This is a genomic window from Streptomyces sp. NPDC056883 (genome assembly GCF_042788835.1).
GTDB classification, from domain to species: domain Bacteria; phylum Actinomycetota; class Actinomycetes; order Streptomycetales; family Streptomycetaceae; genus Streptomyces; species Streptomyces stoeckheimensis.
Map to the genome: position 1 here is coordinate 274,516 of NZ_JBHUBS010000006.1, position 24,445 is coordinate 298,960.

Consider the following 24,445-nt stretch of genomic DNA (forward strand, 5'->3'; position numbering starts at 1 on the left):
AACTTTCCGTCTTCATGATGCGGCAGAAGGTGGCATCGGGCCTGAGTCGATCGGTTCGTGATCGCGCCATGGTCTCAGACCCGGACGTGTCAGATGACAGGCGGTCGGCCCAGCCGGGTCAGCCGCCAGACCGTACGCCATTTCATGGGGCGCCGTGGACCACAGGAGGTGGTCCAGCCCTCCTTGAACCCGCCGAACCAGGCCTTGAGCGCCGGCCCCGAGGGCTTGCGCAGGAGCGTCAGCAGGAGCCAGACGCCCACGTAGACCGGGACCAGCGGGGCGGGCAGGTTGCGGCGGGCGAGCCACACCCGGTTGCGAGCCACCATACGGTGGTAGACCGCGTGCCGGGAGGGGGCCGTGGCGGGGTGCAGGAGCACCATGTCCGCCCGGTAGTCGATCAGCCACCCGGCGTCGAGCGCCCGCCAGGCCAGATCGGTCTCCTCGTGCGCGTAGAAGAACTGCCCGGGGAGGTCTCCGACCTGCTCGAACACCTTCGTGCGGACGGCGTTGGCGCCGCCCAGGAAGGTGGTGACGCGCGAGGAGCGCATCGGGTCGGAGGCCCGCAGCCGGGGGACGTGCCGCCGCTGGGTCTCGCCGGTTTCCGGATCGGCGATCCGGAAGCTGACGATGCCCAGCTCGGGGTCCTCGGCGAAGGCCTGCCGGCACAGTTCGGCGGTGTCGGTGCGCTCCAGCAGTCCGTCGTCGTCCAGGAAGAGCAGGACGTCCACGGCGAAGCCGTCCGAGCCGTCCGAGCCGTGGCCGCCCGCGGTGCGGAAGGCCTCGATGCCGACGTTGCGGCCGCCGGGAATGCCCAGGTTCTCGGGCAGCTCGACGGTGCGCACGCCGGCCGCCGGGTCGGCGAGGCCGGTGAGGCGGACGCCCTGGCCCACGACGACCACCTCGACCGGGGCCCCGTCCTGCCGGGCCACCGAGTCGATGAGCGCCTTGAGCTCGTCCGGGCGGTTGCCCATGGTGATGATGACGGCGCCCAGCCGCAGCGGGGCCGTCACTTGAGCCTGCTGGAGGCCAGGACCGACACCAGGTGCAGCACCGTCTGGAGCATGGCGATGCCGGCGAGCACCGCGACGCCGAGGCGGGAGAAGTACAGGTCGCCGCGCATCTGGTCCAGGACGGCCAGCACCAGGATGAGCAGCGAGGCCTCGATGCCGAGGACCAGGCGGTGGAACTTGAGCGCGGCGGCGGCCCGGCGGGCGAGCGCCATGCCGGAGGAGCGCGGCGTGGCCGCGGCGTCCTGGACCACGGGCTTGCCGGCCTGGTGACGGGCGACGCCGACGAGGTCGGTCTCGGCCTTGATCAGGATCGCTCCGAGCGCCGCGAGGGTGCCCAGGAAGGCCCACAGCCAGTCGATGCGCCCGGTGCCCCACAGGTCGGAGGCGCGCAGGCCGAAGCCGACGAGCACCGCCGCGTCGCACAGGTAGGCGCCGACCCGGTCCAGGTAGACCCCGGACAGCGAGAACTGCTTCTTCCAGCGGGCGACCTCGCCGTCGACGCAGTCGAGCAGCAGGTACATCTGGACCGCGACCACGCCGAGGACGGCGCCCCAGACGCCCGGCACCAGCAGGGCCGGGGCCGCGAGCACGCCGGCGAGGGTCATCACGTAGGTCAGCTGGTTCGGCGTGACCTTGGTGGTGACCAGGAGGCGGGTGATGCGCAGGGAGATCTCGCGCATGTAGAGGCGCCCGCCCCAGTGCTCGCCGCTGACCCGGTCCTTGACGCCCGCCGGGTGAACGACGGGCCGGAGTTCAGCTACGGATGGTCTTGGCATAGTCGGCGTAAGCGTCCCTGATCTCGGCTGCGGACAGGTTGAGGTGTTCCAGGATGGTGAAGCGTCCCGGACGGGTCTGGGGGGCGTACTCGACGGCCGCGACGAACTCGTCCACGCTGAACCCGATCTCCTCGGGCAGCACGGGCAGGCCGTGACCGCGCAGCACCCGGACGAAGAGCTCGGACTTCTCCGTGTCCCCCCGCAGGTGCATCGCGAAGGCGGCGCCGATGCCGACCTGCTCGCCGTGGAGCGCGGAGCGTCCCGGGTAGAGCAGGTCGAAGGCGTGGCTGATCTCGTGGCAGGCGCCGGACGAGGGGCGGGTGTCCCCGCTGATCGCCATGGCGATGCCGGAGAGGACCAGCGCCTCGGACAGCACGGTGAGGAACTCGTCGTCGCCGACCCCGCCGGGGTGGCGCAGTACGGACTCGCCCGCGGTACGGGCCATGGCGGCGGCCAGGCCGTCGACGGGCTCGCCGTTGAGGCGGTGCGAGAGCTCCCAGTCGGCGATGGCCGAGATGTTGGAGATCGCGTCACCGATGCCCGCGCGGACGAACCGCGCCGGGGCCTCACGGATCACGTCCAGGTCGACGACCATCGCGATCGGCATGGGGACCCCGTAGGAGCCCCGGCCGTTGTCGTTGTCCAGGATGGACACCGGCGAGCAGATGCCGTCGTGAGAGAGGTTGGTGGCGACGGCCACCATGGCCAGCCCGACCCGCGCCGCGGCGTACTTCGCCACGTCGATGATCTTGCCGCCGCCCAGGCCCACGACGGCGTCGTAGCGGCGTCCCTTTATTTCGTCGGCCAGCTTGACCGCGGAGTCGATGGTCCCGTCGACGACGGAGTACCAGTCGGCGTGCGGCAGCACGGGCTCCAGCTTGGCGCGCAGCACCGCGCCGGAGCCGCCGCTGATGGCGATCGCGAGCTTGCCGGACGCGGAGACGCGCTGGTCGGCCAGGAGGCCGGCCAGGTCGTCCATCGCGCCGCGGCTGATGTCGACGACGACGGGCGAGGGGATGAGCCTCGTCAGTACTGGCATGCGATCGTCCGGCCCTTGGCGAGGTCGTCGTGGTTGTCGATCTCGACCCACTTGACGTCACCGATGGGGGCCACGTCGATGGTGAAGCCGTCGTTGACGAGCTGCTGGTAGCCGTCCTCGTAGTAGAGGTCGGGGTCGCGCTCGAAGGTGGTCTTCAGGGCCTCGGCCAGCGCCTCGGCGGCCTCCGGCTCGATGAGGGTGACGCCGATGTACTCGCCGGTCGCGGTGGCCGGGTCCATCAGCTTCGTGATCCGCTGGACGCCGTTCTCGCCGCCGGTGATGACCTTCATCTCCTCGTCGGCCAGGTTCTTGACCGTGTCGAGGGCGAGGATGATCTTCTGACCGTTGCCGCGGGCGGCGAGCAGGGTCTTCTCGACGGAGACCGGGTGCACGGTGTCGCCGTTGGCGAGGATCACGCCCTGCTTGAGGACGTCACGGGCGCACCACAGGGAGTAGGCGTTGTTCCACTCCTCGGCCTTGTCGTTGTCGATCAGCGTGATCTTGACGCCGTACTTGGCCTCGAGGGCCTCGCGGCGCTCGTACACGGCTTCCTTGCGGTAGCCGACGACGATGGCGACCTCGGTCAGGCCGACCTCGGCGAAGTTGCCGAGCGTCAGGTCGAGGACCGTGATGCTCTCCTCGGCGCCTTCGGGTCCGACGGGCACGAGGGCCTTGGGCAGGGTGTCGGTGTAGGGACGCAGGCGGCGTCCGGCTCCGGCAGCGAGGACGAGGCCGATCATGCTGGTTCTCCTTCGTCATGTACGGCGGGTGCCCCGGAGGAAACCCAGAAGCGGATGCTCTCCACGAGCACCACGAGTGCCACGAACACGGCGAGGGCCGTGAGCGCGACGGGGAAGTCCACGGCGCGCGACGCCAGGACGGAGGCCAGGACCGTGATCAACAGAACCCGGCCTTCGTGCCCGCCGATCGTCCGCACCAGCCAGTGCGGGGGCGCGCCGGTGCCACCGCGGATGCGGTAGACCGTGTCGTAGTGATGGTAGGCGACCGCCGCGACCAGTCCGAATGCCGCCGGAAGGGCCCCGGGGACGTCGGCCTTGGCCGCGAGGATCAGGACGGTGGTGTACTCGGCGGCCCGGAAGACGGGCGGCAGCAGCCAGTCCAGCGGGGCCTTGAGCGGCTGCGCGACGGCGGCTCCGGCGGTCAGCACGTACAGCCCGGCGAAGAAGATCGGCACGGAGCTGCCGAAGGACCACTCGTGTGCGGCGAAGAGCAGCATGGCCGCGGAGCCCACCCCGCTCACCATGAACGCGGGCGCGGTGTAGTGCGGCAGCCTGCGCAGGCCGCCGGCGATCAGCTCGCCCAGCGGGCCGGTGTCGGTCAGGTCCCCGAGGGCCCGGGCGGCGCGGTCGGTCCGCTTCGCCTTGCGGGTCAGCGAGCGCAGGACCCGGCCGGCGGTGGTGTAGAGCGCGCCGAAGGCGCAGCCGACGAGCAGGGCGTAGAAGACGATCCGCGGAGTGGTGAAGGCGATGAGGACCGCGATCATGGCCCAGCGCTCGCCGATCGGCAGGATGATCATGCGCCGGACCCAGACGGTCCAGCCGACGCTGTCCAGCTTGTCGGAGAGCGCCGCGGTGGGGCTCGTATTCGCCGTGGCGTCGTGGTTGGCCTCGTTGAAGGCGAAGTCCACGACGTGCCGGCAGGTCATCAGGATCATGGCGCCGAGGGCCAGGGCCCAGACGTCGTCGCCGTTGCGGGCCGCGCCGAGCGCGAGGCCCGCGTAGAAGGAGTACTCCTTCGCACGGTCGAAGGTGGCGTCGAGCCAGGCGCCCATCGTCGAGTACTGGAGCGAGTAGCGGGCGAGCTGCCCGTCCGTGCAGTCCAGGACGAAGGAGACGAGCAGCAGCACGCCGGAGGCCACGTAGCCCCAGCGGTCGCCGGTGGCGGCGCAGCCGGCCGCGATCAGCGCGGTGATCAGCGAGGCGGTGGTGACCTGGTTGGGGGTCAGTCCGCGGCGCGCGCACCAGCGGGCGATGTAGCGCGAGTACGGGCTGATGAAGAAGGTGGTGAAGAACCCGTCGCGGGACTTCACGGCGGTGCGCAGCCGGACGGCCTCGTCGTCGACGGCCGCGACGGCGGCGGTGGCCGCCCGGCGCTCGTCGGTGGTGGCGGGCACGGCGGCTACGAGGGTGCCCAGCTCGGGGCGGTGCACGGGGGCGCCGGCGGCCTCGACGGCGGCGGCGAGCCGGTCGGGGTACGGGCCGTCGCCCACGGGGGCGTACACGTCGTTCGCGGCGGCCTGGTCCAGGGCCGCGCGGGCACCGGGCAGGACGGCGAGGGCGCCGGTGACGGCGCAGGCGTCGAAGCGCGGGTCGGTCAGGGCGAGCCGCAGTGCGTGCACGTGCCCGACGAACTCACCGTCCACGACGGCCACCCGCTGGTCGGCGGGGACGAGCGCCAGGGCGGCGGCGGCCTCCGACGGGGTGGCCGCGGAGTGGACCTCGAAGCCGAGGGAGCGCAGCTCGCCGGCGAGCGCTGATCCGGGCACCGGCAGGCCGGTAAGGATGACGGTCGGCAGACGAACTCACTCCTTGCACGCACACGGGTTAACGGGCACCGGGTGGCCCGGCGGCACGTCGGCAGAGGCTATCGGATGAACGGAAGCGGGGGTTCACCGCCTGTTTACGCTCCGATAAGCCGAAAATCCCGGGCCTGTCGGCCCTGTGACGATCATCATTGACGATCGGAAGCAGCGATAACAAACCGCCCTCGGCACCGCGGCTGTTAAGCTGGCCGCAGACGCGTACGAGTTTCGCAAAAGCGTCCAGACCGCCCGAATGTCACATACAACGTGACGCACGAGACGTGCCGAAGAAAGAAAGAGGTGGGGTTGATGACCGTCGCAGGCGTCGCCGCCCAGCGCAGCGCACTCCGGTACATCCCCCTCTCCTTCCGGGCGTCCGGTCGGGTCTGATCACACCGATCACCCCCGTCGGCCGGAGCCCCCTTTCAAGGGTTCACGTTGACCGACCACACCGATAACACCGCTGACACCAGCAACTCCCACACCACCGATTTCAGCACCCAGGGCGACCTGTTCTTCAAGGCGTTCATCGAGCTGCACCGCGGCCTGCCCCGGCAGTCCCCCGGTTCCGAGGCCACCACCCGCCACCTGCTGTCCCTGTGCGGACCGCTGCCCGAGCGGCCGCGCGCCCTGGACCTGGGCTGCGGTCCCGGCCCCAGTGCCCTGCTGCTCGCCGCCGAGGCGGGCGGCCTCGGGGCCGACGTCACCGCCGTCGACCTCCAGGACGGCTTCCTCGACGAGCTCCGCGCCGCCGCCGCGGCCCGCGGGCTCACCGACCGCGTCCGCGCCGTCAAGGCGGACATCGGCGATCTCACGCATCCGGACGGTTCCTTCGATCTCGTCTGGGCCGAGGGCTCCGCCTACAACATCGGGTTCGCCACCGCGCTCGCCCGGTGGAAGCGACTGCTCGCCCCCGGCGGCACCCTGGTGCTGAGCGAGTGCGAATGGACCGTCGACGAACCGTCCGCCGGGGTCCGCGCCTTCTGGGACCCGCACTACGCGCTGCGCTCCACCGCCCGCAACCTGGCCGCGATCCAGGCCGCCGGCTACCGGGTGCTCGGAATCCACCGGCAGCCCGACTCCGACTGGGCCGCCTACTACGGGCCCCTCGGCGAGCGGGTCGCCGCGGCCGCGGAACCCTCGGGTCCCGAAGCCGCGGCCGCGCTGGGCTTCGTACGCGAGGAGATCGACGTACGGGAGCGGTACGGGCACGAGTACGGGTACACCGCCTACGTCCTGCGGCCGGTGACGGCCGGGGACGGCGGCGACTGGCCCGTCCGCCCCGAGGCGGACGGGGACGCGGCCGCCGTGCACGCGGTGAACTCCACCGCCTTCGAGACCCCGGCCGAGGCCGACCTCGTGGACGCGCTGCGCGCCGACGGCTCCTGGCTGCCCGGCCTCTCCTACGTGGCCGAAGGCCCGGACGGGTCGGTCGCGGCGCACGCCCTGCTGACCCGGTGCACGGTCGACGGGGTGGCCGCGCTCACTCTCGCCCCGGTGGCCGCGGCTCCCGCGCTCCAGCGCTCGGGCGCCGGCAGCGCGGTCGTACGGGCCCTGCTCGCGGCGGCCGCGGAGCGCGGGGAGAACCTCGTCCTGGTCCTCGGACACCCCGAGTACTACGCGCGGTTCGGGTTCGTGCCGGCTTCGCGCTTCGGGATCGAGGCCCCCTTCGAGGTGCCCGACGAGGCCATGATGGCGCTGGTGCTCGACGATTCGGTGCCGGTACCCACGGGCACGATCAAGTACCCGGCCCCCTTCGGAGTTTGATGCCGGGTCCGGCCCGCGGCCGGATGAACTGACCGATCCGCACGTTCCGCCCCTCGCCGCATATCACGCGGCGGGGGGCGGACATGCGCGGATCACCGAAGTGGGGGGAATCCCCATTTGTACGGCAGACTGAAAGCCGAAGTCCGAAGCGAAGGATGGGTATGCCGACCACACCAGCCACCGCCGCGAACAGCGCGACCACCGGCACCGGCGCTCAAGAACCGATCATGCTCGAACTGGTCGACGAGTCCGGCAACACCATCGGTACGGCGGAAAAGCTCTCCGCCCACCAGGCGCCCGGTCAGCTGCACCGGGCGTTCTCGGTGTTCCTCTTCGACGAGCAGGGCCGGATGCTGCTCCAGCAGCGCGCCCTCGGGAAGTACCACTCCCCCGGTGTCTGGTCGAACACGTGCTGCGGCCACCCCTACCCCGGGGAGTCGCCGTTCGCGGCTGCGGCCCGGCGGACCCACGAGGAGCTGGGGCTGTCGCCCTCGCTGCTCGCGGAGGCGGGGACGGTCCGCTACAACCATCCGGACCCGGCGTCGGGGCTGGTGGAGCAGGAGTACAACCACCTGTTCGTGGGACTCGCGCAGCGGTCGGTGCGGCCGGATCCGGAGGAGATCGCGGACACCGCCTTCGTGACCGCGGAGGAACTCGCGAAGCGGCACGCCGAGGTGCCGTTCTCGGCCTGGTTCATGACCGTGCTGGACGCGGCCCGGCCCGCGATCCGCGAGCTGACCGGCGACGCGGCGGGCTGGTAGCCGCCTCAGACCGCCGAGGTCGGCGCGGCCGCGGGTGTGGCGAGGGCCGTGGTGAGCGGCAGCGCCGCCCAGATCACCTTGCCGCCCGTGGAGGTGTGCTCCACGTCGCAGACCCCGCCGGCCTCCAGCGTGATCTCCCGGACCAGGAGGAGGCCGCGGCCGCCGGTCTGGCCGAAATCGGCCTCCAGCGCCTTGGGGCGGTACGGGTGGTTGTCCTCGACGGCCACCCGTACCCACTCCCGGCCGATGGCGACCTCCACCGCGACCTCGGGCGAGAGCAGGGCCGCGTGCCGGACCGAGTTCGTCACCAGCTCGGAGACGATCAGCAGCAGGGAGTAGACCAGGTCCCGGTCGGCCGGCACCTCCTGCCGGCCGAGCAGGTCACGGACCGCACGGCGGGCCTGCGGAACGGATTCTTCAACTGCGGGTGCCGTGAATCGCCACACTCCTTCGTACGCGAGGGGGGCGGCCGCGACCTCCGGCTCCTCCCCCTTGACTGGCGGGACGCTCCCGCTCACATCCATCTCCCGGCCCCCGTCTTCACGCTCGATCGTCTGCACACGTCAAGAGTGGGGACCGGACCGCTCCGCGCCGGACCACTGACCAGAAGTCAGCATCAATCGGACACTTTCTGACCGCTGGCGTATGACAGAGTCAGTTGTTCGACCGTTCCTGATCTTCTGGGGGCCGCTTCTCGGCCGCCTCGACCGCCTCGGGCGCCGCCACTCCCGCCCCCGCGGGCGTCACCGGAACCTCGTCGTCCCTGACCAAGCCCAGGATGCGGCGGGCTCCCATGCCCACGGCGATCAGACTCAGACCGTCGAACAGCAGCGCGAGGGAGAAGAACGCTCCGATCACGTACAGGCTGCTGCCGGGCCAGCTGGCGAGGATCAGGAGGCCCAGCAGGATGCCGAAGGCGCCCTGGACCAGGGTCAGCCCCAGGTGTGCGCCGCGCACCACGACGGCCCCGGCCAGCCGGAACACCCCGCCGGTGAGGAACAGCAGAGCGGCGAACATCGTGAGCGCCTCCGCGCTCGCCTCCGGGCGGCGCAGGATCACGAAGCCCGCCGCGATGTTGATCGCGGCGACGATGACGGCGAGCCAGAAGTAGTTGCTCTTGCGGGACTGGATCGCCTGGAACAGGCCCACCACGCCACCGAACAGCAGCAGCCAGCCGAAGAGGAACATCGTGGTCAGGGTGGCGACGCCGGTGTAGACGAGGCCCACCAGCCCGGCCACCACCAGGAGCGCCCCGAGCAGGGCCATCCACGCGAAACTGCGGCTGACCTTCTTCTTGTCGGCCTTCATGTCCTGTGGACCCGTACGGTCCGCACGGTCTGCGGCCATGGACGCGCCACCTTTCAGCTGCCCCCGACGGACCCTCGGACCCCGCGACTGCCTGCCGGTCCACCGAGCTGCCGGTGACCGGTCTCTTGATCATAGGTTTGACCGTCCGGGATAGCATCCGGCGCATGGACGCCGCCCTGCTCTCCTCCGTCGCCGACGGGGTCGCCACCGTCGTGATCTCGCACCCCGCCAAGCGCAACGCCATGACCGCCGCGATGTGGCGCGGGCTGCCGGAGCTGCTGGCCGGGCTCGCGGCGGATCCCGCCGTACGGGTGCTGGTCCTGACGGGGGCCGGCGAGACCTTCTGCGCGGGAGCCGACATCTCCTCGCTGACCGGGGACGAGGACCCGCAGGCCCTGGCCGTGGCGGCGGAGGAGGCGCTCGCCGCCTTCCCCAAGCCCACGCTGGCCGCGATCCGCGGGTTCTGCGTGGGCGGCGGCAGTCAGCTGGCCGCCGCCTGCGATCTGCGCTTCGCCGAGGAGGGGTCTTCCTTCGGGGTGACGCCGGCGCGACTGGGCATCGTGTACCCGGCCTCCTCCACCCGGCGCCTCGCGTCCCTGGTGGGCCCCTCGGCCGCCAAGTACCTCCTCTTCTCCGCCGAGTTGGTCGACGCGGAGCGGGCGCTGCGCACCGGACTGCTGGACGAGCTGCTGCCGGTGGGTCACCTGGCCAAGCGGGTCGCGGAGTTCACCCGGATCCTGGCCACGCGCTCGCGGCTCACGCAGACTTCGGCCAAGGAGTTCGTGGACGGCCGCACGGACCGGGACGGGTACTGGGCGGCGCAGGCCGCCGGAAGCGGCGACACCGCCGAGGGTGTCGCCGCGTTCCTGGAGCGGCGCGCGCCCGCCTTCACCTGGACTCCGCCGAAGGCTTGAACGCACGCAGCCGCGCGACGATGTCGGCGGGTGCCTTCTCGGGGGAACCCGCGTCGTAGGGCGGCTGCGGGTCGTACTCGGTCATCAGCTGGACCGTCTGCGCGTACTCGTCCCCCGCGATGCGGCCGAGGAGCGTGAGCCCCATGTCGATGCCCGAGGACACCCCGGCGGCCGTCACGTACTTCCCGTCGAAGACCACGCGCTCCCCGGTGGGCTCCGCCCCGAAGCGGGTCAGCTGGTCGACGTACAGCCAGTGACTGGTGGCCCGCCGCCCTTCGAGCAGGCCCGCGGCGGCGAGCAGGATCGAGCCGGTGCAGACGGAGGTGGTCCAGGTCGTGGTGGCGTCGACGGCCCGCAGCCAGTCGAGGACCACGGGATTCTTCATCTCCACGTCGGGGGCCGGCCCGCCGGGCACGATGACGATGTCCGGCCGGGTCACCTCACCGAGCCCCCTGTCGGCGACGAGTGCGAGCGATCCGTTGTCGGTCCGTACGGGACCGGGCCGCTCGGAGACGAAGACGGTCTCGGCACCGTCGAGCCGGCCGAGGGTGTCGAAGGGCCCGATGGCGTCGAGGGCGGTGAACCGGTCGTAGAGCAGTACGGCGATCTGCATGGCTCCTCCGGAGCGGTGGTCGGGCTCGGTTTCTGGGTCCGGCCCGGTTTCTGGGTCGGGCTCGGCTTCTGGGGCGGGCTCGGCTTCTGGGGCGGGGTCGGCTTCTGCGAGGTCAGGCGTCGAGGGCCGGGTGGGGCGGGGTGCCGAAGCGGCGGCGGTATTCGGCCGGGGGCTGGCCCAGGGTCCTCACGAAGGCGCGGCGCAGGGCCTCCGGATTGCCGTAGCCGCAGGCCCGGGAGATCTGGGCGACGCCCTCGCCGCCCTCCTCCAGCAGCCGCCGCGCGTGCTCGACCCGTACCCGCTCCACGTACCGCCCCGGTGTCACCCCCGTCTCCGCTCGGAAGGACCGCGCGAAGTGCCGGGGCGACAGCGCGGCCCGCGCGGCGAGGGCCTCCACGCTCAGGTCCTCTCCCGGGTGCTCCGTGATCCAGTGCTGCACCTCCCGCAGCGGATCCCGCGACGCCGTCTGCGCCGCGAGCTGCGCGCTGAACTGCGCCTGGTTGCCGGGCCGCCGCAGGAAGACCACCAGGTGCCGCGCGACGGACAGCGCCAGTTCCCGCCCATGGTCCTCCTCCACCAGCGCCAGCGCGAGGTCGATGCCCGCCGTGACGCCGGCCGAGGTGGACACCGGCCCGTCGCGGACGTAGATCGGGTCGGGTTCCACCGTGACGGCCGGGTAGTCCCGGGCCATCTGCTCGCACACGTACCAGTGGGTCGTCGCGCGCCGTCCGTCCAGCAGCCCGGCCTCCGCGAGCAGCAGGCCGCCGGTGCACACCGACACCAGCCGCTGCGCGGAGGCGCCGTACGCGCGGAGCCAGTCCGTGATCTCGGGCGCGAAGTCCCCCGTGTACCGGCCTCCCGGCACCAGCAGGGTGGTCCCGGCGCCCGGACGCTCGCTCTCCAGCTCCCCGTCCGGGACCAGCCGCAGTCCGCTGCTCGTGCGGACCGGGGCCCCGCCCGGCGAGACGGTGCGCAGCGCGTACCGCGCCGGTCCGGGGTGGTGGTCGGCGCCGGAGAAGACCTCCATCGGCCCCGTGACATCCAGGCTCTGCACGCCGTCGTAGAGGACGACGAGCACGTTTCGCGACGACATGGCCCCATCGTGTGACACCCCGCGCGATGGCCGCAATGACGCGCACCCCACCTATCCGGCCATACGGGTCCGGGTGCGATCCTGTCCCGGCCCCACCGCGGGCCCCCACATGCCCCGCCCCACGCCCCGCCCCTGGCACGGCGGCCTGCCACCGCGGCCCCGTACGCTCTCCTCTTCTCCTCCCCCTCGCTCCGGAGCCCGTCCTGTACCCCGTCGCCGCCGCATGCCTGTCCGCCGCCCTCCTCCTCGGAGTGCTGGCCTTCGCCGTCCTGCGCCCGCGCGGGCTGCCGGAGGCCGCGGCCGCCGTGCCCGCCGCCGGTCTGCTCGTCGTACTGGGCGTCGTACCGCCGGCCGACGCGTGGGCGCAGACCCGTGAGCTGCTGCCGGTGGTCGGGTTCCTCGCGGTGATCCTGGCGCTGGCCCGGCTCTGCGCCGACGAGGGGCTGTTCAAGGCCGCCGGCGCCGCGGTGGCCCGGCGGGCGGCCGGGCGGGGGCCGGTGGCGCTGCTCGGCGGGGTGTTCGCCGTCGCCTCGGTCGTCACCGCCGCGCTGAGCCTGGACGCGACCGTGGTGCTGCTGACCCCGGTGGTGCTCGCGACCGCCTCCCGGCTGGGGGCCCGGCCCCGCCCGCACGTCTACGCGACCGCGCACCTGGCGAACTCCGCCTCGCTCCTCCTGCCGGTCTCCAACCTCACCAATCTGCTCGCCTTCGCCGCGAGCGGGCTCTCCTTCACCCGGTTCGCCGCGCTCATGACCCTGCCCTGGCTGGCGGCGATCGGCGTGGAGTACGCGGTGTTCCGGCGCTTCTTCCGCAGCGACCTGGCGGCGCCCCCGGAGCACGTGCCCGAGGCCGTGGAGCAGGCTCCGCTGCCCCGGTTCGCGGCCGGGGTGCTCGCGCTGACCCTGGCCGGCTTCGCGCTCGCCTCCTTCGCGGGGGCCAGCCCCGCCTGGGCGGCGCTGGCGGGCACGCTCGCCCTGGCCGTACGGGCACTGCGGCGCCGGGAGACCACCCCGGCGGCGATCCTGGGCTCCACGGCTCCTGCCTTCTGCCTGTTCGTGCTGGCCCTGGGGGTGGTGGTGCGGGCGGTCGTGGACCACGGGCTCGGGGACGGGCTGGAGTGGGTGACCCCGGCCGGGGATTCGCTGCCGGCGCTGCTCGCGGTGGCGGCGGTGGCCGCCGTACTGGCCAACCTGATCAACAACCTGCCCGCGGTACTGGCCCTGCTCCCGGTGGCCTCGGCCGGCGGCGCGGGGCCGGTGCTGGCCGTGCTGATCGGGGTGAACATCGGGCCGAACCTGACCTACGCGGGGTCCCTGGCCACGCTGCTGTGGCGGCGGATCCTGCACACGGACGGGTACGACGGCGTCCGGCTCGGTGACTTCACCCGGCTCGGCGTGCTGACCACCGTGCCCGCCCTCGCAGCCTCGGTGACGGCCCTGTGGGCCGGCCTCCGGCTCATCGGTGCATGACCCGCCGGCCCGGCCGCCGCTCCGTCCCGGCCCCGGGACCGGGGCGCGCGGGGCGCGGATAGGATCGGGGCATCATGACTGCAACCCTCGTCGCCAAGAAGCTCACCGCCGCGCACGGTGAGCGCACGCTCTTCGCCGATCTCGACCTCGTCGTCGCTCCCGGCGACGTCATCGGCCTCGTCGGCGTCAACGGCGCCGGGAAGTCCACCCTGCTGCGGATGCTCGCCGGGCTGGACGCCCCCGAGACCGGTGAGCTGCGCCTCTCGCCGCCCAGCGCCGCCGTCGGGCACCTCCCGCAGGAGCCGGAGCGGCGCCCCGGCGAGTCGATCCGCGAGTTCCTCGCCCGCCGTACGGGTGTGGCAGCGGCGCAGGCCGAGCTCGACGCGGCGACGCAGGGTCTCGTGGACGGCACCCCCGGCGCGGACGACGCGTACGCGGACGCCCTCGACCGGTGGCTGAACCTCGGCGGGGCCGACCTCGACGAGCGGGCCGTGCAGGTGGCCGACGACCTGGGGCTGTCCGTCGGCCTCGACCTGCCGATGACCGCGCTGTCCGGCGGCCAGGCCGCCCGCGCCGGCCTCGCCTCGCTGCTGCTGTCCCGCTACGACGTCTTCCTGCTCGACGAGCCCACCAACGACCTGGACCTCGACGGTCTGGAGCGCCTGGAGCAGTTCGTGAAGGGACTGCGCGCCGGCACCGTCGTCATCAGCCACGACCGCGAGTTCCTCACGCGCACCGTCACCAAGGTCCTCGAACTGGACCTGGCGCAGCAGCAGATCAACCTCTACGGCGGCGGCTACGACGCCTACCTGGCGGAGCGCGAGCGGGCCCGCACCCATGCCCGCGAGGAGTACGACGAGTACTCCGACAAGCGCTCGGCCCTGGAGGACCGGGCCGCGATGCAGCGCGGCTGGAGCGACAAGGGCGTCAAGAACGCCAAGCGCAAGTCCACCGACAACGACAAGTCCGCCAGGAAGGCCGCCGCCGACGCGAGCGAGAAGCAGGCCTCCAAGGCCCGCCAGACGCAGCGCGCGATCGAACGGCTCGAAGTGGTCGACGAGCCGCGCAAGGAGTGGGAGCTGCGCATGGAGATCGCGGCGGCCCCGCGCTCCGGCTCGGTGGTGGCCACCCTGCGCGAAGCGGTCGTCCAGCGGGGGGACTTCGCCTTCGGGCCGGCGAGCCTGCAGATCGACTGGGCGGACCGGGTCGCCATCACCGGCGCCAACGGAGCAGGCAAGTCGACCCTGTTGGCCGTCCTCCTGGGCCGCCTCGCCCCTGACTCCGGCTCCGCCACCCTCGGTTCGGGCGTCCGGGTCGGCGAAGTCGACCAGGCCCGCGGCCTGTTCCTCGGCGACGAGTCGCTCATCGACGCCTTCTGCGCCGCCGTGCCCGATACCGAGCCCGCCGAAGTCCGCACCCTGCTGGCCAAGTTCGGCCTGAAGGCGGCGCACGTGACCCGCCCGGCGGCCACCCTCTCCCCCGGCGAGCGCACCCGGGCGGCCCTGGCGCTGCTCCAGGGGCGCGGGGTGAACCTGCTGGTGCTGGACGAGCCGACGAACCACCTCGACCTGCCGGCGATCGAGCAGCTGGAGTCCGCTCTCGAGTCCTACGAGGGCACCCTGCTGCTGGTCACCCACGACCGCCGGATGCTCGACGCGGTCCAGGTGACCCGCCGCATGCACGTCGCGGACGGCAAGGTCACCGAGCTCTAGGGCAGGCCCTGGAATTCGGTGCCGCCCGAGATGCCGACCGGCGCAAGTGTGACTAGCCTTTGTGAGTGAGAGCCGCAATCGCGGAGCGCGCCCCCATGGCCGGACGTACAACGTCGCCAGGGCGGGCGGACCTGCACTTCCGCATCTTTCGGCGGCCCTGTATCCGATTCCGCGTCGCGCGTGCTCGTGCGGCCCGCGGTTCCATCCCCCTGTGCCTCGGAGCGCCGAGCGGGGTGGAAGGAAAGGGAAATTCTCATGTTTGCACTGAGGGCGAAGCGCCTCTTCGTGGTCTCCGCTGCCGGTCTGCTGATGGCCGGCGGGGCCGCACTCGGTACGGCGGGCACCGCCTCGGCGGCGACCCCGGCCCAGCACGTCACCTACAGCACCGGCGGCTGGGACCACGACGACGACAACGGCTGGCACCACGGCGGCTGGTGGGACGACGATGACGACTACGGCTACGGAGGCTACAACCACGGCGACTGCTGACCCCGCTCCCACCCGGACGTGCGCGACCCCGGTCCCGGGGCCGCGCACGGGGCTGCTCCGCCGCCCGCGTCAGCTCCCGTCCGGCCGTCAGTTCCCGTCCGGCCGGTCCGCCGGGGCCCGCCGCTTGCGGGCCATCTTCCGGGCCACGAAGGCCCGCGGAAGGTGGCGGACCGCCACGGCGTACGCCCGGTAGTGCCGGCCCGTGATGCTCACCGGGCGGCGCAGCGCCAGGTCCTTCAGGGCCTTGGCCACCACGTCGCGCGGCTCCAGCCAGACCGCGTCGCGCAGGGCGGTGACGTCCATCCCGGCGCGCTCCTGGAACTCGGTGCGGGTGAATCCCGGGACCACCGCCAGCACGCGGACCCCGTACGGCTCCATGTCCACGCGCAGCGACTCGCTGAAGGCCGTGATCCAGGCCTTCGCGGCGCCGTAGGTCCCGGTCGGCAGCAGGCCGGCCACCGAGGAGACGTTGAGCACCGCGCCGCGGCGGCGCTCGCGCAGGCCCGGGAGCAGCGCGTGGGTGAGCCGGAGCGGCACCTTGACCAGCAGGTCGAGCATCCGCTCCTCGTCCTCGACCGGGTTGTACGGGAACGGCGCGGGGAGTCCGAAGCCGGCGTTGTTGACCAGGATGTCCACGGGCCGGGCCCGGTCGGCGAGCCGCTCGGTGACGGCTCCGAGACCGTCCGCGTCGAGCAGGTCGGCGGGGAGCACCTCGCAGACGGAGCCGAATTCCCGGGCGAGGTCCGCGGCGACGCCTTCGAGGCGGCCCTTGTCGCGGGCGACGAGGACGAGGTCGCAGCCCTTGGCGGCGAAGCCGCGGGCGAAGGCCGCGCCCAGTCCGGCGCTGGCCCCTGTGATCAGTACGGTGGTGGTCAAGAGACGTTCACTTCCTGGCTGTCGGGCGTGGTGCGTGCGCGTGTGTCTCGCGTGTCCCGTGTGTCTCACGCGGTGAAACCGGCCGTGGCCGGCGAGGCGTAGGCCTGGGCCACGTCCACCAGGAAGCGGGCCTCGCCGTCCAGGTCCCCGCCCTCGGCCGAGGTCTGGAGGGCTGCGGGCAGCTCCAAGGCGTTCTCGTCGGACCGCTGTTGCGGGATCCCGGCCAGCTTCGCCTGCCGCGCTTCCTTCAGTACGCAGGCCAGCGCGGCCGCACTGGCCCGCTGTTCGGGCACTCCGCTGCCGGCCACGTGGCTGCGCGCGAGCTCGGGCACGCCGGGGGCGACGTACTCCCCCAGGATCAGGATGGCGTCGCGGGTCTCGATGACCTTGCGGTAGACGAGCAGGTTGCGCGGGACCGGAGGCCACAGCAGTTCCAGCACCCGGCCGGTGCGCGGCTCGTTGAGGGCCACGTGCGGGACGGCGTGGACCAGATCGCGCCAGAGCGGCCACAGCCGCCAGGCGGTGGCGGTGTCGGCGGCCGTGCGGCGGAAGGTGAACAGCGTCGGGACGAGGATCGCGGCGGCGCGGAGCAGTCCGTGCACGTTCATCAGCAGCGGGTTGGCGGGCACCGCCCAGGTGAAGCCGAACAGCGCCTTGAGCAGGTACACGAACCAGAACACCCCGGCGAGCGCGGTGCCGAGGCCGAAGAGCAGCAGTCCGGCGGCGAGGCCCCGGCTCTCGGCACGGCGGCTGTAGCGCCAGCAGACGGACACGCAGACGGTGTTGGCGATCAGGTGCGCGGAGATCAGCACCAGCCAGTACGCGAGGGAGGGCACCGGGTCGCCGACGGGCGGGATGGTGTGCGTGCCGTGGTCGGGCGCGGCCGCGTCCAGGACGACGAGGACGGTCAGCCACAGGACCGTGCCGACGCCGGAGGCGATCTGGAGCCGGCGGCCCCGGGTGGCGGCGGCCACGAAGTACAGCACCGCGCCGGCCGAGAGGACCCCGATGAGGTTGCGCACGAGTCCGATGGTGTGCGCGTAGGCGGGGTCGCGGCCCATGGCGTAGGCGACGACGTCGGGGAGGTTCAGGGTCATCGCGGCCGCGGCGGTGGCGACGGCGAGCCACAGGCCCCGCTGGTGCGGGGCGCGCAGGGCGCCGGGCGCGCGGAGCAGGACGGCGATCCAGAGGCACACGACGCCGGGAACGGCGAGCGCGTCGCCGAAGGCGATCAGATCAGAAGCCACGGTGGACGGGCCCCCGTCCGCGCCGCTCGTAGCCCATCGCCGACTCCAGCCGGGCGAGCGTGTCGCGGCCCGCGGCGCCGTGGCCCAGGTGCGGGCCGCGGGTCCCGGTGCGGATGCGGATCATGCTGGCGAGCATCTCCGCCTCCCGCTCCTGGCGGGTGGTGTAGTTGGTGCGCCCGAGCACGGTGGGGACGGGTCCGTCCGCCCCGCCGGCGCCCGGGGAGTCCTCGGCGGGGGCTTCCAGCGAGTGGTGCCCGAAGAGGATGTGGCCGATCTCGTGGAGCACGATGTGCTCGCGGTGCAGCAGGGTGGTCTGGGCCTCGTAGAAGACGTAGTCCACGTCGGCGGTGCCGACCCACAGTCCGCACACGCCGGACTCCGCCGCCTCCTTGGGCAGCGGGTGGAGCCGGATGGGACGGCCCCGCTGTTCGGCTATCCGCTCGCACAGTCCGTCGAGCGAGAAGGGGTGTTGCAGGTCAAGACGGCTGAGAATCGCCTCGCACCGTTTGCGCAGACTGGGTTGAGGGTGGCGCATGTGTTCCCTCTTCGGACCCTTTCTCGGGCAACGATGATAGGTGTGTGTGGGCAGGGGCATGACGTCCTTTGCCTTCAAGGCGACCTCGGGAGTGCGGTCCTGAGGGGAAAAAGCGGAAGCCCGCTCGCCGAAAGACGAACGGGCGTTCCGTCATCCCTACAGATCATCCGGATGAGTTGGCAAGGTATGTCCCCATGTCGGGTGCTTTTTCAGCCAATCCGGCACGCACTGCCACGAGTGGCTAGCGCTTGCGGCCACCCCGCTCGTCGGGGCCGCTGAGCCCCGCACGGCGCAGGGCGTCGGCCATCGCGCTGTTGGCGGGGGCCGGAGCGCCGCCGCCCTGACGCTGGCCGCCGCCTCCTTGGCCGCCCTGACCGCCCTGACCGCCTTGGCGGCGGCCCTTGCCGCCGTCGCGGGAGCCGCCCTGGCCGCCCTGGCCGCCCTGGCCACGCTCGCCGCCGCCCTGACCGCCCGGGCCGCGCTGCTGCGGGGGCCGGCCGCCGCCGCGCCGCTCGCCCCGCTCCTCGCGCTGCCTCGGCGCACCGCCGTCGGCTCCGCCGCCGCGCTCGGCCTCGTCCTCCAGCCGCAGCGTGAGCGAGATCCGCTTGCGCGGGATGTCCACGTCCATGACCTTGACCCGGACGATGTCGCCCGGCTTCACCACGTCGCGCGGGTCCTTGACGAAGGTCTTCGACAGCGCCGAGACGTGCGCCAGCCCGTCCTGGTGGACGCCGATGTCGATGAAGGCGCCGAAGGCGGCCACGTTGGTGACCACGCCCTCCAGGATCATCCCGGGGGCCAGGTCGCCGATCTTCTCGACGCCCTCCTTGAAGGTCGCCGTCTTGAACGCCGGCCGCGGGTCCCGGCCCGGCTTCTCCAGCTCGCGCAGGATGTCCGTGACCGTCGGCAGGCCGAAGGCCTCGGTGACGAACTGCTCCGGCCGCAGCGAGCGCAGCACACCGGTGTTGCCGATCAGGGCCGCCACCTCGCTGCCCGCCGTCTTGCCCATCGTACGGACCACCGGGTAGGCCTCGGGGTGCACGCTGGAGGAGTCCAGCGGGTCGTCCCCGTCGCGGATCCGCAGGAAGCCCGCGCACTGCTCGTACGCCTTCGGGCCCAGCCGGGCCACGTCCTTGAGCCCCTTGCGGTTGCGGAACGGGCCGTTGGCGTCGCGGTGCGCCACGATGTTCTCGGCGAGTCCGCCGCTGATCCCCGACACGCGCGAAAGCAGCGGAGCGGACGCGGTGTTGACGTCGACGCCGACACCGTTCACACAGTCCTCGACCACGGCGTCGAGCGAACGCGAGAGCTTCACCTCGGACAGGTCGTGCTGGTACTGGCCGACGCCGATCGACTTCGGGTCGATCTTCACCAGCTCGGCGAGCGGGTCCTGCAGGCGCCGGGCGATGGAGACCGCGCCGCGCAACGACACGTCCATGTCGGGGAGTTCCTGCGAGGCGAAGGCGGAAGCCGAGTACACGGAGGCGCCGGCCTCCGAGACCATCACCTTGGTGAGGTTCAGCTCGGGGTGGCGGGCGATGAGGTCCGCGGCGAGCTTGTCGGTCTCCCGGGAGGCGGTGCCGTTGCCGATGGCGACGAGCTCGACCGCGTGCTCCTTGGCCAGGCGGGCCAGCTTGGCGAGGGCGTCGTCCCACTTGTTGGCGGGCACGTGCGGGTAGATCACCTCGGTGGCGACCACCTTGCCGGTGGCGTCCACCACGGCCACCTTCACACCGGTGCGGAAGCCCGGGTCCAGCCCGAGGGTGGCGCGGGTGCCGGCGGGTGCGGCGAGCAGCAGGTCGCGCAGGTTGGACGCGAAGACCCGTACCGCCTCGTCCTCGGCGGCGGCGCGCAGCCGGGAGCGCAGGTCGATCCCGAGGTGCACCTGGATCTTCGTGCGCCAGGCCCAGCGGACGGTGTCGGCGAGCCACTTGTCGCCGGGGCGGCCGCGGTCGTTGATGCCGAAGCGGCGGGCGACCATCCCCTCGTACGTGGAGGGTCCGGGAGTCTCGCTCGGCTCCTCCGGCTCCAGGGTGAGGTCGAGGACGTCCTCCTTCTCCCCGCGGAGCATGGCGAGCACGCGGTGCGAGGGGAGGGCGGTGAACGGCTCGGTGAAGTCGAAGTAGTCGGCGAACTTGGCGCCCGCCTCCTCCTTGCCCTCGCGGACCTTCGCGGCGAGCCGGCCGCGGCCCCACATGCGCTCGCGCAGTTCGCCGATGAGGTCGGCGTCCTCGCCGAACTTCTCGGTGAGGATGGCGCGGGCGCCTTCCAGGGCGGCGGCCGCGTCGGCCACGCCCTTGTCGGCGTCCACGAACGCGGCGGCCGCCACGGCCGGTTCCGCAGACGGGTCGGCCAGCAGCCCCTCGGCGAGCGGCGCGAGGCCGGCCTCGCGGGCGATCTGCGCCTTGGTGCGGCGCTTGGTCTTGAAGGGGAGGTAGATGTCCTCCAGCCGGGCCTTGGTGTCGGCCGCGTTGATCCGGGCCTCCAGCTCGGCGTCGAGCTTGCCCTGCTCCCGTACGGAGTCGAGGATCGCCGCGCGCCGGTCCTCCAGCTCGCGCAGGTAGCGCAGCCGTTCCTCCAGGGTGCGCAGCTGGGCGTCGTCGAGCATCTCGGTCGCTTCCTTGCGGTAGCGCGCGATGAACGGCACGGTCGAGCCGCCGTCGAGCAGCTCGACGGCGGACTTGACCTGCCGCTCCCGTACGCCGAGCTCCTCGGCGATCCTGCCTTCGATGGACATGGTCACTGTGCGGTCCCGCCTGCCTTCGTACGTGTTCGTGCTGCTGGTCCGTGCTGCGTCGGAAGGCTGCCAATTGTGGCAGGTGGCGGCGGCGGACGTCGGGAGCCGGGCCCGGTCCGGTCTCAGGCCTTGCCCATGAGGTCCGCGGGGAAGGCTCCGGCGACGAAGGCCTGCACGGTGAGACCACCGCCGATCTCCGCGAGCCGGGCGACTCCGGCCGCGCCGAGGTGCTCGTACGGAGCCTCGTCCAGGCGGTCGGTCTCCGTCTCCAGCGCTTCGCGCAGCGCCGCGCCCTCGGGCGTGAGCTCGCCCTCGGAGTCGAGCAGTCCGCGCTCGCGCAGCCGGCCCGCGGCGGCGTCCAGGTCGGCCTGCTCCCAGCCTCGGATGTGCTTGAGGTACTTCGGGGTCATGCCGTGGCCGCTGGCCGTGTGGCTGACCAGGGCCTCGACCGGGTCCAGGCCGACGGTGAGCAGGGCGACCAGGTGTCCGTCGCCGCGGTGCTCGCGCAGCAGGGTGGTGGCGTGCCACAGCTTGAGGTGCGGTTCCTCGGGTACGGGGAGGTCCGCGTGGGCCGAGTAGAGCGTACGGGCGTGCCGGGTGCAGGCTTCGGCCGCGCGCATCGCCAGCCCGGCGGCCTCGGCGACCTCGGGGGACGCGATCGTCTCGTCGCCGAGGAGCCGGCGCAGTGTGGTGTCCACGGCCCGCAGCCGGGCGGCGAGGACCTGCGCGGGGGTGGCGCTCTCCCAGACGGCGGGCAGGTGCCGGGCGACGAGGTCGTGGCGGTAGTTGTAGAAGGTGGCCGTCACCGTGCCCGCGCCGACCGCGCCCATGGCCGCGGAGCGGGAGGCGAGGTTGACGGCGTTGCGGTCGGTGATCCCGAGGGCGGCGAACTCCTTGGCGAGGTCGGGCGAGAAGTAGACGGTCGAATGCAGCGGGTTGATCGCCCCGTGCCAACAGCTGCGGGCGGCGCGCTCCGGAAGAGTCATGCGGGCAGGCTAACGACTGCTTGGTATGGAGAGAAGTGCGGTACCCGAGCGTCCGCTTCCGGCACGCTCCCCCGCCCGGCCGGCCCCCCGGGCCCCGGCCGGACGGCGCGCCCTAGGGCGTGCCGGGGCGGGGTCACTTCAGTTCGGCTCCCGTGGCTACGACCACGCCGTAGAGCTCGGTGATCGTGGCGAGGGCCGCCTGGTGGATCTGTTGCGCCGTCAGGGCACCCGCCGGGCTGTGCAGCGCGCGCGTCGCCGAGGCGTCGGCGACGACCGTGGGAGCGTAGCCGTGCAGGAAGGCGCCCTCGGTGGTGAACAGGGTGCACATGTTGGTCATGAACCCGGCGATGATCAGGTTCTTCCGGCCGGTGGCTTCGATGATCTCGTGGAGGTCGGTCCCGTGGAAGCCGTTCGGGACGGACTTGGTGACGACGGCCTCGCCCTCCCGGGGGGCCACGGAGGCGTGGAGGGTGCCCGGCTCGGTGTCGATGCCGTAGCCGCCGTCGCGGATGTGGACGACGGGGGTGCCGAGCTCGCGGGCCCGGGCGAGGAGCCGGGAGGCGGAGGCCAGCGCCGGTTCCCAGCCGTCGAGTTCCATGACGCCGCCGGTGTAGGTGTTCTGGTAGTCGACCAGGACCAGGACCGCGTCCTCGAAGGTCGCGGGGGTCTCGTCGAAGCCGTTGAGCTGACGCAGGGTCGTGGTGGTGGTCACAGGGGTGCCGTTCTCATGAGGTGGGGTGGGGTGGCGGCCCGACGCGGGGCCACGACGTCAACGCTAGGAGGCCGCGCACGCACGGGCAATGACGGCCGAGCCGCAGATCCGGACATCGATCCGCGCAGGCCGGGGGCGGTGCGCGGGCCGTCGCCGCCGCCTGGACGGACCTGTTCCGCACGGGCGTTTTTCAGACGCATGGCGATCGTGTGACAGGAGGGGCCATGGACATGACGTGGGGTCCCGGGCGTGAATACGGTCGAACGGAAGCCACTCCCCTACCACTTGGAGTTCAAGGTGCACCGCAAAGTCATCGCCCCGAGCGTGCTCGCCGCCTCCCTTCTGCTGGTGATCCCGGCGTCGGCGGCGAGTTCCGTTCCGGGCGCACCGGGTATCGGCGATCCCTACTACCCGGCCAGTGGCAACGGGGGGTACGAGGTCTCCCATTACGACCTGCGCCTCCAGTACCAGCCGAAGACCGACCTGCTCGAGGGCACCGCCACCCTGCTCACCACCGCCAAGCAGGACCTGTCCCGCTTCAACCTCGACTTCGGTCTGGACGTCAGCGAGATCCGGGTCAACGGGGTCAAGGCGAAGTTCGCCAAGTCGGGCGTCTCGGAGCTCGAGGTCACCCCGGCCTCCCCGCTCCAGCGGGGCAAGCAGTCGAGCGTGGTCGTCAAGTACGCGGGCAAGCCCTCGGAGTTCAAGGTCGACGGCTGGTCGGCCTGGCAGCGCACCCCGGACGGCGGCGTCGCCGCGCAGGAACCCGATTCGGCCGCCTGGTGGTTCCCGAGCAACGACCACCCGCTCGACAAGGCCACCTTCGACGTATCGGTGAACGTGCCCGACGGCACCCAGGCCATCAGCAACGGCGTGCTGCAGTCGCAGAGTTCCCGCCTGGGCTGGACCCGGTACAACTGGCGTTCGAACAAGCCGCAGGCCACGTACCTCGCCACCCTGGCCGTCGGCAAGTTCGACATCACCACCGACAAGACGGCGAGCGGTCTGCCCATCCTGAACGCCTACAGCCAGGACCTCGGAGACAACGCGGGCGCGGCGCGCGCCAGCATCGAGCGGACCGGCGAGGTCGCGGAGTGGCTGGAGGGGGTCTTCGGGCCGTACCCCTTCAACGCGCTCGGCGGGTACGTGCCGAACGTGCCCAGCGGGTTCGCGCTGGAGACGCAGACCCGGCCGTTCTACAGCCCCCGGCAGTTCGCCAACGGTGCGAACGTGTCCGTGGTCGTGCACGAGCTGGCCCACCAGTGGTACGGGGACAGCGTGTCCGTCGACGGCTGGAAGGACATCTGGGTCAACGAGGGCTTCGCCCGCTACAGCCAGTGGCTGTGGTCGGAGAAGGAGGGCGAGGGCACCGCGCAGGAGCTCGCCGACTGGGCGTACGGGCTGCGGCCGGCCGAGGACCCGTTCTGGCAGGTCAAGCCGGGTGACCCGGGTCCGGAGAACCAGTTCCACGGAGCCGTCTACGACCGCGGCGCGATCGCCCTCCAGGCGCTGCGCAACACGATCGGCGACGAGAAGTTCTTCCGCATCCTGAAGGGGTGGCCGACCGAGCGCGCCTACGGCAACGCCAAGGTCGGCGACTTCGTCCGCTACGCGGAGAAGGTCTCCAACCAGCCGCTCGCGCAGCTCTTCGAGACCTGGCTGTACACCCCGGGCAAGCCGGACGCCTCCGCGCTGAACACGGTGAAGAAGCTGCCGGCCGCGACCCCGGGCACCAAGACCCTCCGCGCCCCGGCCGCCAAGCCGGCGGCGGAGCCGAAGTCCTGGAAGAAGATCGCCGCGACGAACGAGGTGCACGACCACCACTGATCCGCACCCGTACGGAGCTGCGCGCCGTCGCC

The 24,445-nt window shown here is 72.3% G+C and carries 22 protein-coding genes; 7 read left to right on the top strand and 15 right to left on the bottom strand.

Features of this window, described 5'->3' with window-relative positions; translation table 11 throughout:
* Nucleotides 1-89: 89 nt before the first annotated feature.
* Genes ACFRU2_RS18135 through ACFRU2_RS18155 form a run of 5 tightly spaced genes read right to left on the bottom strand, consistent with a single transcriptional unit; the run spans nucleotide 90 to nucleotide 5,361 of the window.
* Nucleotides 90-971, bottom strand: coding sequence for a glycosyltransferase (locus ACFRU2_RS18135; protein WP_382973307.1), 882 nt, complete (start codon nucleotides 969-971; stop codon nucleotides 90-92).
* A 35-nt stretch (nucleotides 972-1,006) separates the two neighbouring features.
* Entirely contained in the window at nucleotides 1,007-1,786 is a 780-nt protein-coding gene (locus ACFRU2_RS18140; protein ID WP_250740857.1) for a CDP-alcohol phosphatidyltransferase family protein, read from the bottom strand.
* The gene (locus ACFRU2_RS18145) at nucleotides 1,764-2,825 is read right to left on the bottom strand and encodes an iron-containing alcohol dehydrogenase family protein (protein ID WP_274550433.1); all 1,062 of its coding nucleotides are present in this window, start codon (nucleotides 2,823-2,825) and stop codon (nucleotides 1,764-1,766) included. Before ACFRU2_RS18145 ends, ACFRU2_RS18140 begins: the two co-directional genes overlap by 23 nt.
* The gene (locus tag ACFRU2_RS18150) at nucleotides 2,813-3,565 is read right to left on the bottom strand and encodes a sugar phosphate nucleotidyltransferase (RefSeq protein ID WP_382973020.1); all 753 of its coding nucleotides are present in this window, start codon (nucleotides 3,563-3,565) and stop codon (nucleotides 2,813-2,815) included. Before ACFRU2_RS18150 ends, ACFRU2_RS18145 begins: the two co-directional genes overlap by 13 nt.
* Nucleotides 3,562-5,361 carry a DUF5941 domain-containing protein gene (locus ACFRU2_RS18155; RefSeq protein ID WP_382973309.1) on the bottom strand — a complete coding sequence of 600 codons (1,800 nt, stop codon included), beginning with the start codon at nucleotides 5,359-5,361 and terminating at the stop codon, nucleotides 3,562-3,564. The genes ACFRU2_RS18150 and ACFRU2_RS18155 overlap by 4 nt, the downstream gene beginning before the upstream one ends.
* A 444-nt stretch (nucleotides 5,362-5,805) precedes the next feature.
* Here ACFRU2_RS18155 and ACFRU2_RS18160 point away from each other — a divergent pair, with 444 nt between their 5' ends.
* Nucleotides 5,806-7,134 (top strand): methyltransferase domain-containing protein, encoded by a 1,329-nt coding sequence (locus ACFRU2_RS18160; RefSeq protein WP_382973022.1) that lies wholly within the window; start codon nucleotides 5,806-5,808, stop codon nucleotides 7,132-7,134.
* Between the two features lie 161 nt (nucleotides 7,135-7,295).
* On the top strand, nucleotides 7,296-7,895 hold the full coding sequence (gene idi / locus ACFRU2_RS18165; protein ID WP_250740854.1) for an isopentenyl-diphosphate Delta-isomerase: 600 nt from the start codon (nucleotides 7,296-7,298) through the stop codon (nucleotides 7,893-7,895).
* A gap of 5 nt (nucleotides 7,896-7,900) precedes the next feature.
* Here idi and ACFRU2_RS18170 read toward each other — a convergent pair whose 3' ends face one another.
* Nucleotides 7,901-8,455 (bottom strand): ATP-binding protein, encoded by a 555-nt coding sequence (locus ACFRU2_RS18170; protein WP_382973024.1) that lies wholly within the window; start codon nucleotides 8,453-8,455, stop codon nucleotides 7,901-7,903.
* Between the two features lie 94 nt (nucleotides 8,456-8,549).
* On the bottom strand, nucleotides 8,550-9,242 hold the full coding sequence (locus tag ACFRU2_RS18175; protein WP_382973026.1) for an HdeD family acid-resistance protein: 693 nt from the start codon (nucleotides 9,240-9,242) through the stop codon (nucleotides 8,550-8,552).
* 125 nt (nucleotides 9,243-9,367) lie between these two features.
* Between ACFRU2_RS18175 and ACFRU2_RS18180 the strand changes: the two genes are divergently transcribed.
* On the top strand, nucleotides 9,368-10,117 hold the full coding sequence (locus ACFRU2_RS18180; RefSeq protein ID WP_382973028.1) for an enoyl-CoA hydratase/isomerase family protein: 750 nt from the start codon (nucleotides 9,368-9,370) through the stop codon (nucleotides 10,115-10,117).
* Here ACFRU2_RS18180 and ACFRU2_RS18185 read toward each other — a convergent pair.
* Both ACFRU2_RS18185 and ACFRU2_RS18190 read right to left on the bottom strand, forming a co-directional pair.
* Nucleotides 10,092-10,730 carry a DJ-1/PfpI family protein gene (locus ACFRU2_RS18185; RefSeq protein WP_382973030.1) on the bottom strand — a complete coding sequence of 213 codons (639 nt, stop codon included), beginning with the start codon at nucleotides 10,728-10,730 and terminating at the stop codon, nucleotides 10,092-10,094. The two genes, ACFRU2_RS18180 and ACFRU2_RS18185, sit on opposite strands and share 26 nt — an antisense overlap.
* 112 nt (nucleotides 10,731-10,842) lie before the next feature.
* Nucleotides 10,843-11,823: a GlxA family transcriptional regulator gene (locus ACFRU2_RS18190; RefSeq protein WP_382973032.1), complete on the bottom strand. Its 981-nt coding sequence runs from the start codon at nucleotides 11,821-11,823 to the stop codon at nucleotides 10,843-10,845.
* A gap of 251 nt (nucleotides 11,824-12,074) precedes the next feature.
* Between ACFRU2_RS18190 and ACFRU2_RS18195 the strand changes: the two genes are divergently transcribed.
* The 3 genes from ACFRU2_RS18195 to ACFRU2_RS18205 all read left to right on the top strand — a co-directional run bounded on the left by ACFRU2_RS18195 (nucleotide 12,075) and on the right by ACFRU2_RS18205 (nucleotide 15,493).
* Entirely contained in the window at nucleotides 12,075-13,292 is a 1,218-nt protein-coding gene (locus ACFRU2_RS18195) for an SLC13 family permease (protein WP_382973034.1), read from the top strand.
* 74 nt (nucleotides 13,293-13,366) lie between these two features.
* Nucleotides 13,367-15,004: an ABC-F family ATP-binding cassette domain-containing protein gene (locus ACFRU2_RS18200; protein WP_382973036.1), complete on the top strand. Its 1,638-nt coding sequence runs from the start codon at nucleotides 13,367-13,369 to the stop codon at nucleotides 15,002-15,004.
* 255 nt (nucleotides 15,005-15,259) lie between these two features.
* Nucleotides 15,260-15,493, top strand: coding sequence for a hypothetical protein (locus tag ACFRU2_RS18205; protein WP_382973038.1), 234 nt, complete (start codon nucleotides 15,260-15,262; stop codon nucleotides 15,491-15,493).
* 87 nt (nucleotides 15,494-15,580) lie between these two features.
* Here the strand turns inward: ACFRU2_RS18205 and ACFRU2_RS18210 are convergent, their stop codons facing one another.
* The 6 genes from ACFRU2_RS18210 to ACFRU2_RS18235 all read right to left on the bottom strand — a co-directional run bounded on the left by ACFRU2_RS18210 (nucleotide 15,581) and on the right by ACFRU2_RS18235 (nucleotide 22,586).
* On the bottom strand, nucleotides 15,581-16,369 hold the full coding sequence (locus tag ACFRU2_RS18210; RefSeq protein WP_382973040.1) for an SDR family NAD(P)-dependent oxidoreductase: 789 nt from the start codon (nucleotides 16,367-16,369) through the stop codon (nucleotides 15,581-15,583).
* Between the two features lie 65 nt (nucleotides 16,370-16,434).
* Nucleotides 16,435-17,616, bottom strand: coding sequence for an MAB_1171c family putative transporter (locus tag ACFRU2_RS18215; RefSeq protein WP_382973042.1), 1,182 nt, complete (start codon nucleotides 17,614-17,616; stop codon nucleotides 16,435-16,437).
* A complete protein-coding gene (locus ACFRU2_RS18220) occupies nucleotides 17,606-18,151 on the bottom strand; it encodes a hypothetical protein (RefSeq protein ID WP_382973044.1) in 546 nt (181 codons plus the stop codon). Before ACFRU2_RS18220 ends, ACFRU2_RS18215 begins: the two co-directional genes overlap by 11 nt.
* Before the next feature lie 241 nt (nucleotides 18,152-18,392).
* Complete coding sequence (locus ACFRU2_RS18225) at nucleotides 18,393-20,894, bottom strand: Tex family protein (RefSeq protein ID WP_382973046.1); 2,502 nt, start codon at nucleotides 20,892-20,894, stop codon at nucleotides 18,393-18,395.
* A 116-nt stretch (nucleotides 20,895-21,010) separates the two neighbouring features.
* Entirely contained in the window at nucleotides 21,011-21,874 is an 864-nt protein-coding gene (locus tag ACFRU2_RS18230) for a hypothetical protein (RefSeq protein ID WP_382973048.1), read from the bottom strand.
* Nucleotides 21,875-22,007: 133 nt separating this feature from the next.
* Nucleotides 22,008-22,586, bottom strand: coding sequence for a cysteine hydrolase family protein (locus ACFRU2_RS18235; RefSeq protein ID WP_382973050.1), 579 nt, complete (start codon nucleotides 22,584-22,586; stop codon nucleotides 22,008-22,010).
* A 297-nt stretch (nucleotides 22,587-22,883) separates the two neighbouring features.
* Here ACFRU2_RS18235 and ACFRU2_RS18240 point away from each other — a divergent pair, with 297 nt between their 5' ends.
* Nucleotides 22,884-24,413, top strand: a complete 1,530-nt coding sequence (locus ACFRU2_RS18240) for a M1 family metallopeptidase (RefSeq protein WP_382973052.1) — start codon at nucleotides 22,884-22,886, stop codon at nucleotides 24,411-24,413.
* The last annotated feature ends 32 nt before the right edge of the window (nucleotides 24,414-24,445 follow it).

Bases quoted from the DNA above. Each gene is read 5' to 3' on its own strand.
- ACFRU2_RS18140 (WP_250740857.1), bottom strand. From the start codon at position 1,786: ATGCCAAGACCATCCGTAGCTGAACTCCGGCCCGTCGTTCACCCGGCG.
- ACFRU2_RS18200 (WP_382973036.1), top strand. From the start codon at position 13,367: ATGACTGCAACCCTCGTCGCCAAGAAGCTCACCGCCGCGCACGGTGAG.
- ACFRU2_RS18150 (WP_382973020.1), bottom strand. From the start codon at position 3,565: ATGATCGGCCTCGTCCTCGCTGCCGGAGCCGGACGCCGCCTGCGTCCC.
- ACFRU2_RS18135 (WP_382973307.1), bottom strand. From the start codon at position 971: ATGGGCAACCGCCCGGACGAGCTCAAGGCGCTCATCGACTCGGTGGCC.
- ACFRU2_RS18190 (WP_382973032.1), bottom strand. From the start codon at position 11,823: ATGTCGTCGCGAAACGTGCTCGTCGTCCTCTACGACGGCGTGCAGAGC.
- ACFRU2_RS18220 (WP_382973044.1), bottom strand. From the start codon at position 18,151: ATGCGCCACCCTCAACCCAGTCTGCGCAAACGGTGCGAGGCGATTCTC.
- idi (WP_250740854.1), top strand. From the start codon at position 7,296: ATGCCGACCACACCAGCCACCGCCGCGAACAGCGCGACCACCGGCACC.
- ACFRU2_RS18205 (WP_382973038.1), top strand. From the start codon at position 15,260: ATGTTTGCACTGAGGGCGAAGCGCCTCTTCGTGGTCTCCGCTGCCGGT.
- ACFRU2_RS18175 (WP_382973026.1), bottom strand. From the start codon at position 9,242: ATGGCCGCAGACCGTGCGGACCGTACGGGTCCACAGGACATGAAGGCC.
- ACFRU2_RS18185 (WP_382973030.1), bottom strand. From the start codon at position 10,730: ATGCAGATCGCCGTACTGCTCTACGACCGGTTCACCGCCCTCGACGCC.
- ACFRU2_RS18180 (WP_382973028.1), top strand. From the start codon at position 9,368: ATGGACGCCGCCCTGCTCTCCTCCGTCGCCGACGGGGTCGCCACCGTC.
- ACFRU2_RS18145 (WP_274550433.1), bottom strand. From the start codon at position 2,825: ATGCCAGTACTGACGAGGCTCATCCCCTCGCCCGTCGTCGTCGACATC.
- ACFRU2_RS18230 (WP_382973048.1), bottom strand. From the start codon at position 21,874: ATGACTCTTCCGGAGCGCGCCGCCCGCAGCTGTTGGCACGGGGCGATC.